We start from the raw sequence: 14,232 nt of genomic DNA on the forward strand, positions 1-14,232 counted from the left end.
GATGGAACTTGTTCGGTTACTCCTGGATCTGATCCGGGTGATCCTGCAAATCATCGTTGCCCTTTTGCAACTGACCGGTCAGGCGCACTGATCGGAACTTGAAACAAGGCGGAGCTCACCCCTCCGCCTTTTTTCGCGTCTGCGTCTGCATGGCCTGTTGCAGCGCCTGCAGAAACACCGTGACGCGCGCCGGCAGATGGCGGGTTGTCGGGAAGAGCGCCCAGACGCCCAGCATCTGCGGCTGCGCGTCAGCCAGCGTAATGGCGACCAGCTCGCCGGAAGCCAGCTCCTCCCGCACATCCCATTCGGAGAGCTGGGCAATGCCGCAGCCGGCCACGCACAGCGTGCGCACACCTTCCACATCACTGCCGCTGAAGCGGCCGTCCACGCTCAGGCTGGAGATATGCCCCTCTATCAGAAAACTCCACTGCACCACGCTGGAGAGGCGCAAACAGTTATGCTGATGCAGCTCGCTCAGGGTACGCGGCGTGCCGGCCCGCGCCAGATAGCCGGGTGAGGCGCAGAGTACGCGCGGGTTATCGGCCAGCCGGTGCGCCACCAGCCGGGAGTCGCGCAGCGGCGCAATCCGGATGGCGACATCAAAGCCGAGGCCAACAATGTCCGTGAGGTTATCGCTCAGCTGAAACTCAATGCGTAATCCGGGATTGTGCTCCATCAGCCCGGGCAGCAGCGGCAGCACGGTACGGCGGCCAAATCCTGTTGGGGCAGTCAGGCGCAGCTGGCCGGTTGCGCCGGTCTTGTCCGGGGAGAACAGGCCGCGTGCGCTCTCTCCGGTTTCTGCCAGCGTGCGGGCATAAGGCAGAAACTCTTCCCCCTCATCGGTCAGGGCGATGGCGCGCGTGGTGCGGTGCAGCAGGCGCACGCCGAGATCCTCCTCCAGCGAAGCCAGCCGGCGTGACACCGTCATCGGCGTGGTGCCCAAGCGTCGCGCCGCCTGCGTCAGGCTGCGGGTCTGCGACACCATCAGAAACAGTTCAATATCTTTCAGGTTCATTGTAACGATATCCGTTATACAGACGTATCATCTTCCCCCATTTCTGCCGCGCTGACCACGCAATATAATGCGCTGTGACCCTTATCCCGGCCGGAGCATGGCATGACTGATAAACACCTTTTCCAGCGCACCACCCTTAATCGCCTCAGCCTGAAAAACCGGCTGCTGGTCGCCCCGATGACGCGTATCTCTGCCAGCGTAGACGGCGTGCCGGGCGAGCGCATGCAGCAGTACTATCAGCGCTTCGCCCAGGGTGGGTTTGCCGCCGTGATTAGCGAAGGGCTGTATATTGATGAAGCCTGGTCGCAGACTTATGCGTTTCAGGCCGGGCTGGCGAACCGCAAGCAGGCCATCGGCTGGCGCAGTGTCACCGACAGCGTGCACCAGCACGGCGGCAAAATCATTGCGCAGCTGATGCACGCAGGCGCGCTGTCGCAGGGCAACATTTATCGCCCGGAAACGCTGGCGCCGTCCGCTATCCGGCCGCGCGGTGAACAGCTGAGTTTTTATCACGGCCACGGTGCGTATCGGCTGCCGGAAGCGATGAGTGAGGCGCAGATTCAGCAGGTGATTGACGACTTTGCTGAAAGCGCCGCCCGGGCGATTGGCAGCGCCGGATTTGACGGCATTGAAATTCACGGCGCGAACGGCTATCTGCTGGATCAGTTCTTTACCGATTACACCAACCAGCGCCGCGATAGCTGGGGCGGCGACCTGCTGGCGCGCCTTGGCCTGACGCTGGCGGTAATCGCGGCGGTGCGCGCGCGTATCGGTCAGGATGTCACGCTGGGCATTCGCCTGTCGCAGGGCAAAGTGAACGACTTTCAGCATAAATGGGCCGGCGGCGAAGCCAGCGCGCGCCAGGTGTTTGCGCGGCTGGCAACCTCCGGCGTCGATTATCTGCATCTCACTGAATATGATGCGCTGCAGCCGGCGTTTGCGGATTCACCGCTTTCCCTGGTGCAGATTGCGCGTGCCGCCGCACCCGGTTTACCGGTGATGGCGAATGGCAGCCTCGGCGATGCAGAAACGGCCGGAATGGCGCTGCATCAGGGCGCGGAGTATGTCGCCGTGGGCAAAAGCGCGCTGGCCAACCCGGACCTGCCGCTGCGTATTCGTCAGGGGCTGCCGCTGCGGGAGTTTGATAAAAACCTGCTGGTACCGTCCGCCGATGTGAAAAACAGCGAACTGCAGGCCTAGTGCCGTCGTATTCCTGTCATGCGAACGTTTCAGAATAGGGGTCTGCGGTTGCCCGGTGGCAACCGGTTATCCAGACATCAGACCACTATGGAGACGCGCTATGGCACTCGCCGCCGTTCAACCGGCCAAACTGCAACACACCGTTATCGATCCCAGCGTGCGCATGCGCGATACCACCGTTGGACAACAGTGTGAAATCCTGGCGCACAGCTATCTGGAATACAGCCAGCTGGGCGATTTTTCTTATCTCGGGGAACACTGCTGCGTGGCCGACGCGCAGATTGGCCGCTTTACCGCGATAGCTAATCAGGTGCGCATTGGTGCGCCTAATCATCCGATGGATCGCGCCTCTCAGCATCGCTTTACCTACTGTCCGGAGTATTACGATGCCCGGGCACAGCGTGACAGCGGTTTTTTTGCTGAACGACGTGCCGATCGGGTGATCATTGGCAATGACGTATGGATTGGGCACGGCGTGATTGTTCTGCCCGGGGTCACCGTAGGCAACGGCGCCGTGCTGGCGGCGGGGGCGGTGGTGACGAAAGATGTCGCCCCGTATACCGTGGTGGGCGGCGTGCCGGCAAAGCCGATCCGCGCGCGCTTTGCGCCGGCGATTGCCGCGCAGCTGCAGGCCATCGCGTGGTGGGACTGGCCGCTGAGCAAGCTGATGGCCAGCCTCGCGGATTTTCAGTCCGGCGATGTGGCGGCCTTTTGTGAGCGCCATGCGCGCTGAGCGGCAGAAAGCCACAGGGCGGCCCGGCCGGGCCGCCTGCCATTACACCACCGGCTGCGTCAGCACGGCCGCGTTGACCTGCGGCTCCTGCGGCAGGCCGACGTGCTGCAGGACCTGGCTGCGGTACAGCAGATCGCTGTCGCGCCGATCGTCATCCAGCAGTACGCCCACCTCATTAACGTTTTTGCCGGCCACCTGCACTTTAGTGCGCGCGGCGCTGCGCATCCATTCGTACTCAATATCAATATGGCCGCTATCGATGCAGCGGATACCGTGCTGGCTGAGGTCGTAGGCCAGTACGGTGGCGGTCGGGCCCAGCGACATCAGCACCAGATCGTAATGACGCGCATGCGCCAGCACCGTGCTATAAAGATCGTTATAAACGGAAAACGCATTGCGATTCAGGGTAGTAATGCGTTTAATTTCCCGCGCCCCGGCAAGTAAATCATTTCCCATTCCCAGACGGGTCCCGCTGCCTTCCACAATTAATATTTTTTTGTCGCTGAACAGCTGGCGAAATTTATTAAACACGCGTACCGCCTGCTGCTTGTCTTTATAATCATGATAAGGGCGCGTCACCGACGTATTACCGTAGCAGTAATCTTTCTTTAACAGGTGTTCATAATGACGGAAGAAAAAGGCCTTATGAAAAAACCAAAACAGCGCCGAGCCAAAACGCATATTTGCCGTGCCGCGAAACGCGTCCGGCATACAGATCAGACAGGGACGGGTGGCGCGGGTGCCGCGGCGTAAAATCTCTTTCAGGCGAATCGAGAGTCGCTCATCAAATGCCTGAAATCCAATGTTTTTAAACAGTGTCATTTCCAGTTCTCCATCGCCATAGCGCGCCAGGGAAAGGCGGTCATTATTGAGGAGCAAATCAATGGTTTGCTCGGGCGACAGCACCGGATACTGGCGGGCATGCGCATTTGCAAGGGGGAATTTAAAAGCCGCGTGTGTCAATTTAAAAGGAAAACGTAATTTACGATAAAGGGCATCTGCGCTAATCATCATAACCTTCTTTTTATAAGCGGCCTTGCCGCAGAGCAGTGAGAGGATTTATAGCACCGCGCGCGGCATAAAACAGGCTGAGGAAACTCCCAAAATGCGCTTTTAATAACGCTTTTAACCTATTAAACACACCGTAAGCGGGGACGGAAGTGCTACAAAGTGAATAAAAACGCGGAGATCGACATTGCCGGAAAAAAAACGCCAGGAGTAATCGCAGAACCGCAGCGGCAACACATTAAGCTTTTCCATGAAAATGCCGGTTTAACGTTTCTGCTGAATAAAACGGCGGCGGGTTACCAAAAAATGCGGATTTTTGTCGGGAATGATTAATTTCTTTAGCCTGAATGAAACGTGATTTTACTCCCATCCTTTTCCAGCCGGCCTGCATCCGCTGGCGCACAGGCTCAATTGATAAGCGCGCTTAACGACACACTTCGCAACGGGTTTTTACCACTGTGCCGGTTACGTTAATATTTTGTTGATTATGTGTGTAATTTTTTGGGTCAGTGATGACAATGGTTGAGGGACAGGCATGGTAAACAAACTGACCAGTATCGTACTGGCGATACTGGGTATAGCGCTGCTCTATATGGGCAGCCAATTATTGATAATGGGAGGCAGCGCCTTCTATGCGCTGATGGCGGTGGGGTTACTGATCACCGCCATTTTACTGTTCAGAAACCGGCGCAGTGCGCTGGCGCTGTACGCCATTCTGATGTGGATTACCGTGGCGTGGACACTGTGGGAAGTGGGCTTTGATAAATGGCAGTGGATTCCGCGCGGCGATCTGTTTGGCCTGATTGGCGTGTGGCTGGCGATGCCGTGGGTTGTCAGGCCACTGTATCAGGGCACGCGGCGTTTCCATCCGTTTCTCGGCGGCACTGTTGCCGTCATGGTAGTGATGGTGATCGGCCTGTGCTTTTACGATCCGCTGCCGCAGGCAGGCAGCATCAGCAATGCGCGTACCCCGGCCGAAGAGCAGGGTGCCGCAGCCGACTGGACAGCCTATGGCGGCACCGCCGATGGCATGCGTTTCTCGGCGCTGAAGCAGATCACCAAAGAGAATGTGCACACTCTGGAGGTGGCCTGGACCTACCACACCGGCGACCTGCGTCAGAACACCGATGCGACCGAGTACACCTTTGAAGCGACGCCGCTGAAAGCCAACGGCATGCTTTATCTCTGCACGCCGCATAATGAGGTTCACGCGCTCGATCCTGAGAGCGGGGCAGTCAGGTGGAAATACACGCCGGATAAAGATCGCTCTTACCTGCAGCAGCATCAGACCTGCCGCGGCGTCAGCTACTATCAGCCGGCAGCGGAGGCGGCACCGCAGAGCAGCGCCGCGCCGGCGGCGTGCCGCAGGCGCATTTTTAATGCCACCACCGATGCAAAGCTGATTGCCCTGGATGCCGACACCGGCAAACCCTGCACCGGCTTTGGTAACAACGGCATCGTGGATCTGCATGCCAATATGGGACAGGTGCGTCCGCATGCGCTGATGCAGACCGCTGCGCCGCTGGTCGCCGGCAATCTGGTGATCGTCGGCGGTTCGGTCATGGACAATGGCTTCAACAGCGGCAACCCGTCGGGGGTGATCCGCGCCTATGACGTCCAGAGCGGTCGCCTGGTGTGGAACTTTGATCCGGCCAATCCGCAGCGCACCGCACCGATCGCCGCAGACCAGACCTATCCGCAGGATACGCCGGTGGCGTGGGGCACGCTGAGCGCCGATGTGAAAAACGGACTGGTGTATGTGCCTTTTGGCAACGCCTCGCCGGATGAAGTCGGCCTCGCACGCGACGAGAACAGCAACACCGAGCAGTTTCGCGACACGCTGGTGGCGCTGGACCTCAGCACCGGAGCGTTCAGATGGCGCTATCAGAGTTCACACCACGATCTCTGGGACCGTGATAATCCCTCGCAGCCTTCGCTGCTGGATATCGATTATCAGGGGCAGAAACAGCCGGTGGTGATCCTGCCGACCAAAACCGGCAACCTGTTTGTGCTGAACCGTCTCACCGGCCAGCCGGTCTACCCGGTGAAAGAAGTCAGCGTCTCTACGCAGGGTGGCGTGGCGGGTGAAAAATTTGCTGCGACGCAGCCGGTTTCCAGTCTGAACTTTATTCCGCAGCCGCTGAGTGAAAAATCAATGTGGGGCATCACGCCGTTTGATCAGATGGCCTGCCGCATGGATTTCCGCCGCCTGCGCTATGACGGCAACCCGTGGACGCCAGCCACCGAAGCCGGCACGCTGGTCTTCCCGGGCAACATTGGTGTGTTCAACTGGGGCTCGGTGGCGGTCGATCCGCAGCGTCAGATGCTGATCGCCGCACCGGTGCGCCTGGCCTACAAATACAATCTGATTCGGCGCACGCCGCAGACCGCCACCGAGCGGCTCTTTACCCAGGACGGGCAGCCCTACTGGAACGAAAACTTCCACGGTGATTACGCGATTCATATTCAGCAGCTGGCGTCAGGGCTGGGGATTCCGTGCATCGCGCCGCCGTGGGGCCGGATGGTGGGGGTCGATCTGAAAACCGGTAAAACCGAATGGCTGCGGCGCGTTGGCACCACCAAAAACCTCAAGACCAGCTTCCTGCCCGGCCGCTTCCCGATTGGCTTCCCGATGGGGATGGTGGCACACGGCGGACCGCTGCTGACCGCCGGCGATCTGGTGTTCCACGGCGCCACGGCGGATAACTTCTTCCGCGCCTATGACAGCACCACCGGCGAGCTGCTGTGGCAGACCGAGCTGAGTGCTGGCGCTCAGGCAACGCCGTCTACCTATATGGGCAAAGATGGCAAACAGTATGTGGTGATTGCCGCCGGCGGGCACGGTTCACTCGGCACCCAGGCGGGCGACAGCGTCGTCGCGTTCCGGCTGAAATAACCCTGTTGCTGTCACACTAAAAAGCCGCCCCGAAGGGCGGCTTTTTTATCTTACCGGCACCCGCTGCCCGTCAGCGCAGCGGCGGGCGTCACTCAGCGTTTTGCCCGCTCGCTCTGCACCTGCTGCGCAATGCGATCGCCAATGGTCTGGTCAATCTTACGCCAGTACGCAAACGCCCGAGACAGCACCGGCTCTTCCACGCCGTTCAGCAGATGGCCGCTGACGTTATTCACCAGGCGGTCGCGCGCCGCGTCATCCATGACTTTATTGACCAGCGTATTTGCCTGACCGAAATCGTCGTCATCTTTACGCAGCGTATAAGGTGCGCGCACCATATTGCCGTGCGCTTCCCAGGTTGAGTCAGTCGGATAGCGCTCGCCATCGGCAACCGGTCCGCCTTTGGAGTTCGGCGCATACACCGGATCGGACACCGGATTGATCCGCATCGCGCCGTCTTTGCTGTAGCTGTGCACCGGCGCCTGCGGGGCGTTCACCGGAATCTGCTTATAGTTCACGCCCAGGCGCGCACGGTGCGCATCGGCATAGGCAAACACGCGGCCAATCAGCATCTTGTCCGGGCTCAGGCCAATGCCTGGCACCAGGTTGTTCGGCTCAAACGCCGCCTGCTCAATCTGCGCGTGGTTGTCAGTGGGGTTGCGGTCCAGCGTCAGCTTGCCCACCTTGATCAGCGGATAATCACTGTGCGGCCACACTTTGGTGAGATCAAAGGGGTTAAAGCGGTAGGTTTCAGCGTCGGCGAACGGCATGATCTGCATGTAAAGCGTCCAGCTCGGGAAGTTCCCCTCTTTAATCGCCGTAAACAGATCGCGCGTATGGTAATCCCCGTCCTGGCCCGCCAGCTGGTCGGCATTCTCCTGCGTCAGGAACTCAATGCCCTGATCGGTTTTAAAGTGATATTTCACCCAGAACTTCTCGCCAGCGGCGTTGACCCACATATAGGTATGGCTGGAGTAGCCGTTCATGTGACGCCAGCTTTTGGGAATGCCGCGATCGCCCATCAGCCAGGTGACCTGATGGGCGGATTCCGGCGAAAGGGTCCAGAAATCCCACTGCATGTCGTTGTCACGCAGGTTGTTATCCGCCCGGCGCTTCTGCGAGCGGATAAAGTGCTGAAACTTCATCGGGTCACGAATAAAGAACACCGGCGTATTGTTGCCCACCATGTCGTAGTTGCCTTCGCTGGTGTAAAACTTGATGGAGAAGCCGCGCGGGTCGCGCCAGGTATCGGGACTGCCGCGTTCGCCCGCTACGGTTGAAAATCGCATCACCACATCCGTTCGCGTGCCTGGCTGAAAGACGGCGGCTTTGGTGTACTGGCTGACATCTTCGGTCACCTGAAAATGGCCAAACGCGCCGCTGCCTTTGGCGTGCGGCTGGCGCTCAGGAATGCGCTCGCGGTTGAAATTGGCCATCTGTTCAATCAGATAGTGATCGTGCAGCATCAGCGGGCCGTCCGGGCCGATGGAAAGCGAATGTTCGTCGCTGGCTACCGGAATGCCAGCGTCCGTGGTGGTCGGTTTGCGATCGTCATTGCTCATAATCTCTCCAGCTTTTGTATGGTTAATTCAACCACTAAGCGTAGCAGTACGCGGCTGGCTTGCCCGATTAATCCTTTCCGCATCCGACCCGCGCTGTGCACTGTGGCAAGGCGCACAGTTTCAGCATTTTTTTTCATCCCGCCATAAGCAGAATATCGCTGCCGAATAAAGCGTTCTTTTGCGGAGCCGTTCACATAAATCAGCCGCCGAAGCGCGGGGTTTAAGACAGGTCGTACAGGCTTTTTAAAAACAGCGGCAGACAGGCGGTAAATTACAGGAACTGTTAATAAGTTATTGTAAAATAACACTTTTTATAAAAGTGATGGCGATCAAATACAGCCTTACCCGGCTTCTTTATTCTCTCGCGGCGTTGCAGGACATGAGGGACAACCCTCCCCGTAAAAATAAGAGAGAACACTATGGTGATGCTGAATACCGCAGTAACACGCGTGGCGCTGTCCACGACGCTGATATTTTCTGGCTCGCTGTGCGCTGAGCCGTTAACCCTGGAAGAGCGGCTGACGCAGCTGGAAGCCAGAATCGCCCAGCGGCAGTCATCGGGCGACGACGACGCGCGTTTCCGCTTCTCGGGCTATGCGCGTTCCGGCCTGCTGATCAAGGATAACGGGCGGGGCGGCCGGGCCGGACCCGGCATCTCACCGGCAAGCTCCATCGGTGGCGATGCGCACATTGGCCGGCTGGGCAATGAGAACGATCACTATCTTGAACTGGGTTTTCACCACTACAACCGGCTCAGCAATGGTGCCCGTGCCGACTTTCATGCGGTGCTGGCGGATGGCACGGCCAGCCCCGACCCGTGGGTCGCCAGTCGTGACAACAACCTCAATATCCGCCAGATGTATGTTGAAATCGGCGATTTGCCGGCGTTTGGCGGCGCGGCGCGTCAGGCTTCACTGTGGGCCGGCAAGCGTTTTGACAGTAAAAATTTTGACCTGCACTTTACCGACACAGACATCGTTTTTCTGGGCGGTACCGGGGCCGGTATCAGCAATGTGCAGTGGGGCGATAACGGCCGCAGCGATTTCTCGATCTACGGGCGCAGCTTCGGTGATTTGGGCAGCAGCCGCTATGCCGACGATAACGTGCAGAACCTGCTGCTGACCGCGAACCAGTTTTATGGCAACTGGCAGTGGATGCTCACCGGTATGAGCGCGCGTGGCAATGACGCACACAAACGCCGTGAGGCGGGCAGCGGCAGTGAGGCGCTGCGCCGCAACGACACCGCAACGCGCGGGCTGTTCACCATGCTGGCGTGGCACGATGCGGAGCGGTTTTATGGCCTGGCACCGGGCCGCAGCACCCATGCGCTGCAGTGGGGCAGCGGGCTGGGTGCCGAGACGCGCCAGCCCGGCAGTGACGGCGATCTGACCCGTAGCGCGCAGTCGCTGCGTGTCGCCTCCTTTGGCGTGGTGCCGCTCAGCGATCGCTGGTCACTGGCGCCGGGCGTCGTGGCGCAGCACAGCAGCGACCGCTACCGCAAAGGCGATCGCTATGACTGGGCGACGGTGAATCTGCGCGCGGTGCAGGCGATCAATGAAAATTTTGCCCTGCAGTATGAGGCTTCGTGGCTGTATATGGATCTGAAGCCCCATGGCCGCACCTGGCAGCATAGCGGCAACAGCGGCACATACCGCGCGGTGAAGGGCGACGTGTATAAACTGACATTCGCACCGACGTTCAAAGCCAGCAACATCAGCGACCTGCTGGTCAGGCCGGAAATTCGTCTGTTTGCCACTTACCTGAACTGGTCGAAAGCGCTGGATAGCTATGCGCCGTATGACGATTTTGGCAGCAGCGGCTTTACCGCTGGCGGCAGCTGGAACTTCGGCGTACAGGCAGAAGTGTGGTTCTGATGGTCAGGGGGCGCGGGAGAGCCCCCACTGCTGGTAGCAGGCGTGCAGAGCCGCGGGGGACGCCAGCATCAGCTTTGGCTGTGTCCAGCTGGCATACAGCTGGCGATTGCGCGGCCGGTGCGCCGGTGCGGTAAACAGCAGGTAGCGCGTCATCTCCCAGCTCAGGCGTTCGCGCTGGCCCGCCGGCACCACGCCGCCAACCCGTTGCGCATCCAGCAGCGTGCGGCGCAGATAGCGCAGAAAGCTGCGCGCCGGATGGATATCCAGCAGGATCAGGCCGGTGGCGCGTGGCAGCCGTTCCGGCAGCGTACGCACGTAGTTGCCGTCCATTACCCAGCACTCGCCGGCGGCGGCGGTGCGGTGCAGGTGGCGAAACTCCGCCTCTTCCCGCGCCTGCCAGTGCGTATCAGGCAGATGGTAAAGCTGGTCGAGATGGATCAGCGGGAAACCACGCTGGCGCGCAATGGCCCGGGCAAGGGTGGATTTGCCACTGTTTGACGGGCCGAGTATGCAAATGCGGGGGCCAAAGCTGGCTAAGGATGGGACGCTGTGCATGCCGGGAACTCACTGTAACGGTCTGATGAAAGCGGAAAAAACCTCCCTCATTCTGGTGGCACCCGCGCTATAGTGCAAATCCGCCACGGAGAAAAAGGGAAGAAACACCATGACCATCGCCTGTCTGCATACTGCTGCCAGCAATATCGCCCTTTTTGACGCGGCCGCTGCGGCCTGCGGTGCACGCAGCAGCGCGCTCAGCCACCTGGTGATGCCACACTGGCTGGAAGAGGCTGAGCAGAGCGGTGGCATGACGTCGCAGCAGCAACAGCGGCTGGCGCAGTGGCTGCGCACGCTGCTGCCATGGTTTGACGCGATCCTGATCACCTGTTCAACGCTGGGTGCCGTGGCGGATGATTTTCCGGCCGGCCCAGCCGGCTGCCCGGTTTACCGGACGGATCGCATGCTGGCGCAGGCGGTACACCAGTTGCAGGGCAGGACGCAGGTGCTGTGCGCGGCAGAATCCACGCTGGCGAGCACGCGACGACTGTTCTGTCCGCCTGCGCTGCCGCTCGCATCGCAGCCCGCAGTGCAGCTGATCCCGGGGGCCTGGGCCGCCTTCAAAGCCGGCCGGCAGGATGAATATCATGTGCTGATTGCCGCTGCGGTGCGTGAGGCGCGGCAGCAGGGCGCAGACCACGTCGCGCTGGCTCAGGTATCCATGGCCGCGGCCCTGCCGCATATCGATGCGGCCAGCCAGCCGCTGACCATCCCGCGGCTGGCGCTGGCGCAGGTATTCGCACAGCGTCCGCGCTGACGCGGCGGTTGCCCCACGCGCGCCCCGCAGCCGTGCTGCGCCTGGCAGGTATGCTAAGCTGCAGCGCGCAATCGGGCCGCCTGCACTCCTTCAAATATCCTGATTTAACCGGACAAATTCCCCCTCTGGTACGGATGCAGCCAGCCTCTATCATGGACAGCACACCCTGATAATGAGGCCACGGAAATGAACCTGATTAAAGCGCAGCGTGACCAGCTGTTTGAGTACGGCCCGTTTACTGTCCGGCGTCAGCGGCCGGGTGAAGCCCTGGGTCCGCTGGCGATCGTTGACCAGATGACGCTGAAAACCGGGGCAACGATCCCGCTGCAGCAGCATCAGGACGATGAGATTTTCAGCTATGTGTGGCGTGGCTCTGTGCGGCACGAACAGGAAAATGGCGCAGAGATCATGCTGAACAGCAAACGCATGCTGGTGGTCAGCGCCGGCGATGGCGTGCGGTATGCGGAATCTGCGCCGCTGATCGAAACCGCCCTGCTGCAGGCCTATATCCGGCCACAGCACAGCGGCGGCGCGGCCGCTGTGCACAGCTGGCACCGTGCAGAGGGCGTGGCACCTGACCACTGGACGCTGCTGGCCGGACCGCAGGCCAGTGCGGCCCCGCTGACGCTGCGTCAGCAGGTCTGCATCTATGATGTGAAACTGACGCGCGGTGCGCAGCTCAGCGTTCCGCACCTGCCGGGCTATGCCAGCTGGCTGACCGTGCTGGAAGGCGTAGTGCGCAGTGGCGAGCTGCGTGCGCAGGCGGGCGATGCACTCTGCGACAGCGCCGCATTGCCGCCGGTCAGTGGCGAACGTGATGCCACCCTGGTGCTGTTTCTGGTCCGGCAGGATGCGCCTGCGGTCATGAGCGGCACCGTCAGCGGCAGCTGACGCAGCGCAGGCCGTCGCCGGACAACCGCGGCGGCCAGAGGCGGCTACCTGGCGTGGGCAACCTGTTCGTAGTAGCCGATTTTCTCGACTTTGGCGGTGGAACCGCCGCCTTCAAACTCGGCCGCCAGCCAGGCATTGACGATGTTTTTAGCCAGCTCCGGGCCGATCACGCGCGATCCCAACGTCATAATCTGGGCATTATTGCTTTTGCGCGCCCGCTCAGCCGAGAACGTGTCATGGCACTGTGCGGCACGCACGCCTGCCACTTTATTCGCCACAATCGCCACGCCAATACCGGTGCCGCAGAGCAGGATGCCGCGCGCAAACTGCTGCTGCTGAATGGCGGTCGCTAGCGCAAAAGCGACATCCGGATACATCGGACGCGCGTCCTGGGCATCATTACTGAAATCCGTCACCTGGTAACCTTGCTGTTCCAGCAGGGTTTTAATCGTATTCTTCAGATCAATCGCCGCATCATCGGCGCCAATCGCAATCGTCTTCATCATCACGCTCCGGCAGGACAGGGGTCAGCCGCCTGTTCATCTGTGCAACAGGCGATAATATGTTCAATTGCAGCCTGCCATACTTTTAATCATATGTTCAAGTGGCGTTCATATGAAATAGGTTACGCAGCGTGACTGCTGTCACGGTTTATCGCGGGCAGGTGCCTGATGACCTCGTCAGTAGCAGGTAAGCAGGGCGGTAAAGGCAGGCAACCTGGGCCGGATTTGCGTTTTGCGCCCGATCACAGATTAACGATCCGGCGATAACCGCTGCTCAATTATTCATATATTGTTCATTTGTATAGCGGCAGGTTCGCGGTTGCGCCCGGTGCAAAGCAACAGGCACACTCAATAGTGCGGAGATTGCCGGCCCGCGGCGAAGCCGTTCTGTTTCTCACAGCAAGGAGCCTCATTATGTCCCAGCCAACAATCTGGCTTGGCGTCAGTCTGAAGATGTACTTCGGTTATCAGCAAACGCTGGCATGGTGTCATGACGTGGCCCGTCTGGCGCAGCATCCGGCGATTGAAAACGGCGAGGTCGGGCTGTTTATTCTGCCGGCCTTTCCGGCCATACCCGCCGTGGCGGAGATTTTCCGCTCTACGCCGGTACGCTTTGGCGCGCAGAATGTGTGTCAGGCGGAAAACGGCGCCTGGACCGGTGAAGTCAGCGCCAGCATGCTGCAGGAGCTGGGCTGCACGCTGGCTGAAATAGGGCATGCCGAGCGTCGCCGTCACTTTCATGAAGATCAGCCGCAGATTGCGGCCAAGGTGGCTCAGGCGCTGCGCAAGGGGCTGACGCCCGTGCTGTGCATGGGTGAAGCGCAGCAGGGTACGCCAGCGCAGGCGATGGCGCTGTGTAAGCAGCAGCTGGGCGAAGCGCTGACTGCCGCGCAGCAACAGGGACTGCAGGGTGAGGTGTTGTTAGCCTATGAACCACAGTGGGCAATTGGCGCGCCACAACCGGCACCGGACGACTATATCCGCACCGTCTGCGCCGGGCTGCAGCAGCTGCCGCTGCCCGCCGGCTTCTCACTGCGCGTGATATACGGCGGCAGCGCCGGGCCGGGCCTGATCCAGCGGCTGGGTGCTGACGTGGATGGCCTGTTCCTTGGCCGCTTTGCCCACGATCCGCAGGCGCTGGAATGCATCATAGCGGAAGCCAGTGCGCAGATCGCGGCGCGGCCGGTCTGAGACGCCGCGCGGCTGTGTGGCGAAGCGAGCGGTATCAATGCTATAACTCC

At 60.2% G+C, this 14,232-nt stretch carries 13 protein-coding genes; 8 read left to right on the forward strand and 5 right to left on the reverse strand.

Translation table 11 applies throughout. From position 1 onward, the window contains the following. Positions 1 to 115: 115 nt before the first annotated feature. On the reverse strand, positions 116 to 1,015 hold the full coding sequence (locus D8B20_RS08245; protein WP_145888412.1) for a LysR family transcriptional regulator: 900 nt from the start codon (positions 1,013 to 1,015) through the stop codon (positions 116 to 118). Between the two features lie 102 nt (positions 1,016 to 1,117). Between D8B20_RS08245 and D8B20_RS08250 the strand changes: the two genes are divergently transcribed. Next, positions 1,118 to 2,215, forward strand: coding sequence for an oxidoreductase (locus D8B20_RS08250; RefSeq protein ID WP_145888413.1), 1,098 nt, complete (start codon positions 1,118 to 1,120; stop codon positions 2,213 to 2,215). A gap of 100 nt (positions 2,216 to 2,315) precedes the next feature. Continuing rightward, entirely contained in the window at positions 2,316 to 2,948 is a 633-nt protein-coding gene (locus tag D8B20_RS08255; RefSeq protein WP_145888414.1) for a DapH/DapD/GlmU-related protein, read from the forward strand. A gap of 42 nt (positions 2,949 to 2,990) precedes the next feature. Here D8B20_RS08255 and D8B20_RS08260 read toward each other — a convergent pair whose 3' ends face one another. After that, positions 2,991 to 3,959 carry a GT-D fold domain-containing glycosyltransferase gene (locus D8B20_RS08260; RefSeq protein WP_145890490.1) on the reverse strand — a complete coding sequence of 323 codons (969 nt, stop codon included), beginning with the start codon at positions 3,957 to 3,959 and terminating at the stop codon, positions 2,991 to 2,993. A 159-nt stretch (positions 3,960 to 4,118) separates the two neighbouring features. On the opposite strand from D8B20_RS08260, the gene D8B20_RS21580 reads away from it, so the two are divergent. Together D8B20_RS21580 and D8B20_RS08265 are read left to right on the forward strand one after the other, a co-directional pair. After that, on the forward strand, positions 4,119 to 4,289 hold the full coding sequence (locus tag D8B20_RS21580) for a hypothetical protein (RefSeq protein WP_186454414.1): 171 nt from the start codon (positions 4,119 to 4,121) through the stop codon (positions 4,287 to 4,289). A gap of 202 nt (positions 4,290 to 4,491) precedes the next feature. Then, positions 4,492 to 6,852 (forward strand): membrane-bound PQQ-dependent dehydrogenase, glucose/quinate/shikimate family, encoded by a 2,361-nt coding sequence (locus tag D8B20_RS08265; RefSeq protein ID WP_145888415.1) that lies wholly within the window; start codon positions 4,492 to 4,494, stop codon positions 6,850 to 6,852. A 92-nt stretch (positions 6,853 to 6,944) separates the two neighbouring features. Here D8B20_RS08265 and D8B20_RS08270 read toward each other — a convergent pair whose 3' ends face one another. Further along, positions 6,945 to 8,411, reverse strand: coding sequence for a catalase (locus D8B20_RS08270; RefSeq protein ID WP_145888416.1), 1,467 nt, complete (start codon positions 8,409 to 8,411; stop codon positions 6,945 to 6,947). A 419-nt stretch (positions 8,412 to 8,830) separates the two neighbouring features. On the opposite strand from D8B20_RS08270, the gene D8B20_RS08275 reads away from it, so the two are divergent. Beyond that, a complete protein-coding gene (locus D8B20_RS08275) occupies positions 8,831 to 10,285 on the forward strand; it encodes a carbohydrate porin (protein ID WP_261388077.1) in 1,455 nt (484 codons plus the stop codon). Positions 10,286 to 10,288: 3 nt separating this feature from the next. Here D8B20_RS08275 and D8B20_RS08280 read toward each other — a convergent pair whose 3' ends face one another. Further along, positions 10,289 to 10,840 (reverse strand): P-loop NTPase family protein, encoded by a 552-nt coding sequence (locus D8B20_RS08280; RefSeq protein ID WP_145888417.1) that lies wholly within the window; start codon positions 10,838 to 10,840, stop codon positions 10,289 to 10,291. Between the two features lie 109 nt (positions 10,841 to 10,949). On the opposite strand from D8B20_RS08280, the gene D8B20_RS08285 reads away from it, so the two are divergent. Both D8B20_RS08285 and D8B20_RS08290 read left to right on the forward strand, forming a co-directional pair. Next, positions 10,950 to 11,597 (forward strand): glutamate racemase, encoded by a 648-nt coding sequence (locus tag D8B20_RS08285; protein WP_145888418.1) that lies wholly within the window; start codon positions 10,950 to 10,952, stop codon positions 11,595 to 11,597. Positions 11,598 to 11,783: 186 nt separating this feature from the next. Continuing rightward, positions 11,784 to 12,488, forward strand: a complete 705-nt coding sequence (locus D8B20_RS08290) for a pirin family protein (protein ID WP_145888419.1) — start codon at positions 11,784 to 11,786, stop codon at positions 12,486 to 12,488. 44 nt (positions 12,489 to 12,532) lie between these two features. Here the strand turns inward: D8B20_RS08290 and D8B20_RS08295 are convergent, their stop codons facing one another. After that, positions 12,533 to 12,991, reverse strand: coding sequence for an RpiB/LacA/LacB family sugar-phosphate isomerase (locus D8B20_RS08295; RefSeq protein ID WP_145890494.1), 459 nt, complete (start codon positions 12,989 to 12,991; stop codon positions 12,533 to 12,535). Positions 12,992 to 13,405: 414 nt separating this feature from the next. Between D8B20_RS08295 and D8B20_RS08300 the strand changes: the two genes are divergently transcribed. Beyond that, complete coding sequence (locus D8B20_RS08300) at positions 13,406 to 14,182, forward strand: triose-phosphate isomerase family protein (RefSeq protein WP_145888420.1); 777 nt, start codon at positions 13,406 to 13,408, stop codon at positions 14,180 to 14,182. The last annotated feature ends 50 nt before the right edge of the window (positions 14,183 to 14,232 follow it).

It is taken from the genome of Candidatus Pantoea soli, assembly GCF_007833795.1.
In the GTDB taxonomy this organism is placed as follows: Bacteria; Pseudomonadota; Gammaproteobacteria; order Enterobacterales; family Enterobacteriaceae; genus Pantoea; species Pantoea soli.

What these genes read in the sequence shown, in the direction of transcription:
- D8B20_RS08245 (WP_145888412.1), bottom strand. Translation starts at nt 1,015, where the DNA reads ATGAACCTGAAAGATATTGAACTGTTTCTGATGGTGTCGCAGACCCGC.
- D8B20_RS08250 (WP_145888413.1), top strand. Translation starts at nt 1,118, where the DNA reads ATGACTGATAAACACCTTTTCCAGCGCACCACCCTTAATCGCCTCAGC.
- D8B20_RS08255 (WP_145888414.1), top strand. Translation starts at nt 2,316, where the DNA reads ATGGCACTCGCCGCCGTTCAACCGGCCAAACTGCAACACACCGTTATC.
- D8B20_RS08260 (WP_145890490.1), bottom strand. Translation starts at nt 3,959, where the DNA reads ATGATTAGCGCAGATGCCCTTTATCGTAAATTACGTTTTCCTTTTAAA.
- D8B20_RS08265 (WP_145888415.1), top strand. Translation starts at nt 4,492, where the DNA reads ATGGTAAACAAACTGACCAGTATCGTACTGGCGATACTGGGTATAGCG.
- D8B20_RS08270 (WP_145888416.1), bottom strand. Translation starts at nt 8,411, where the DNA reads ATGAGCAATGACGATCGCAAACCGACCACCACGGACGCTGGCATTCCG.
- D8B20_RS08275 (WP_261388077.1), top strand. Translation starts at nt 8,831, where the DNA reads ATGGTGATGCTGAATACCGCAGTAACACGCGTGGCGCTGTCCACGACG.
- D8B20_RS08280 (WP_145888417.1), bottom strand. Translation starts at nt 10,840, where the DNA reads ATGCACAGCGTCCCATCCTTAGCCAGCTTTGGCCCCCGCATTTGCATA.
- D8B20_RS08285 (WP_145888418.1), top strand. Translation starts at nt 10,950, where the DNA reads ATGACCATCGCCTGTCTGCATACTGCTGCCAGCAATATCGCCCTTTTT.
- D8B20_RS08290 (WP_145888419.1), top strand. Translation starts at nt 11,784, where the DNA reads ATGAACCTGATTAAAGCGCAGCGTGACCAGCTGTTTGAGTACGGCCCG.
- D8B20_RS08295 (WP_145890494.1), bottom strand. Translation starts at nt 12,991, where the DNA reads ATGAAGACGATTGCGATTGGCGCCGATGATGCGGCGATTGATCTGAAG.
- D8B20_RS08300 (WP_145888420.1), top strand. Translation starts at nt 13,406, where the DNA reads ATGTCCCAGCCAACAATCTGGCTTGGCGTCAGTCTGAAGATGTACTTC.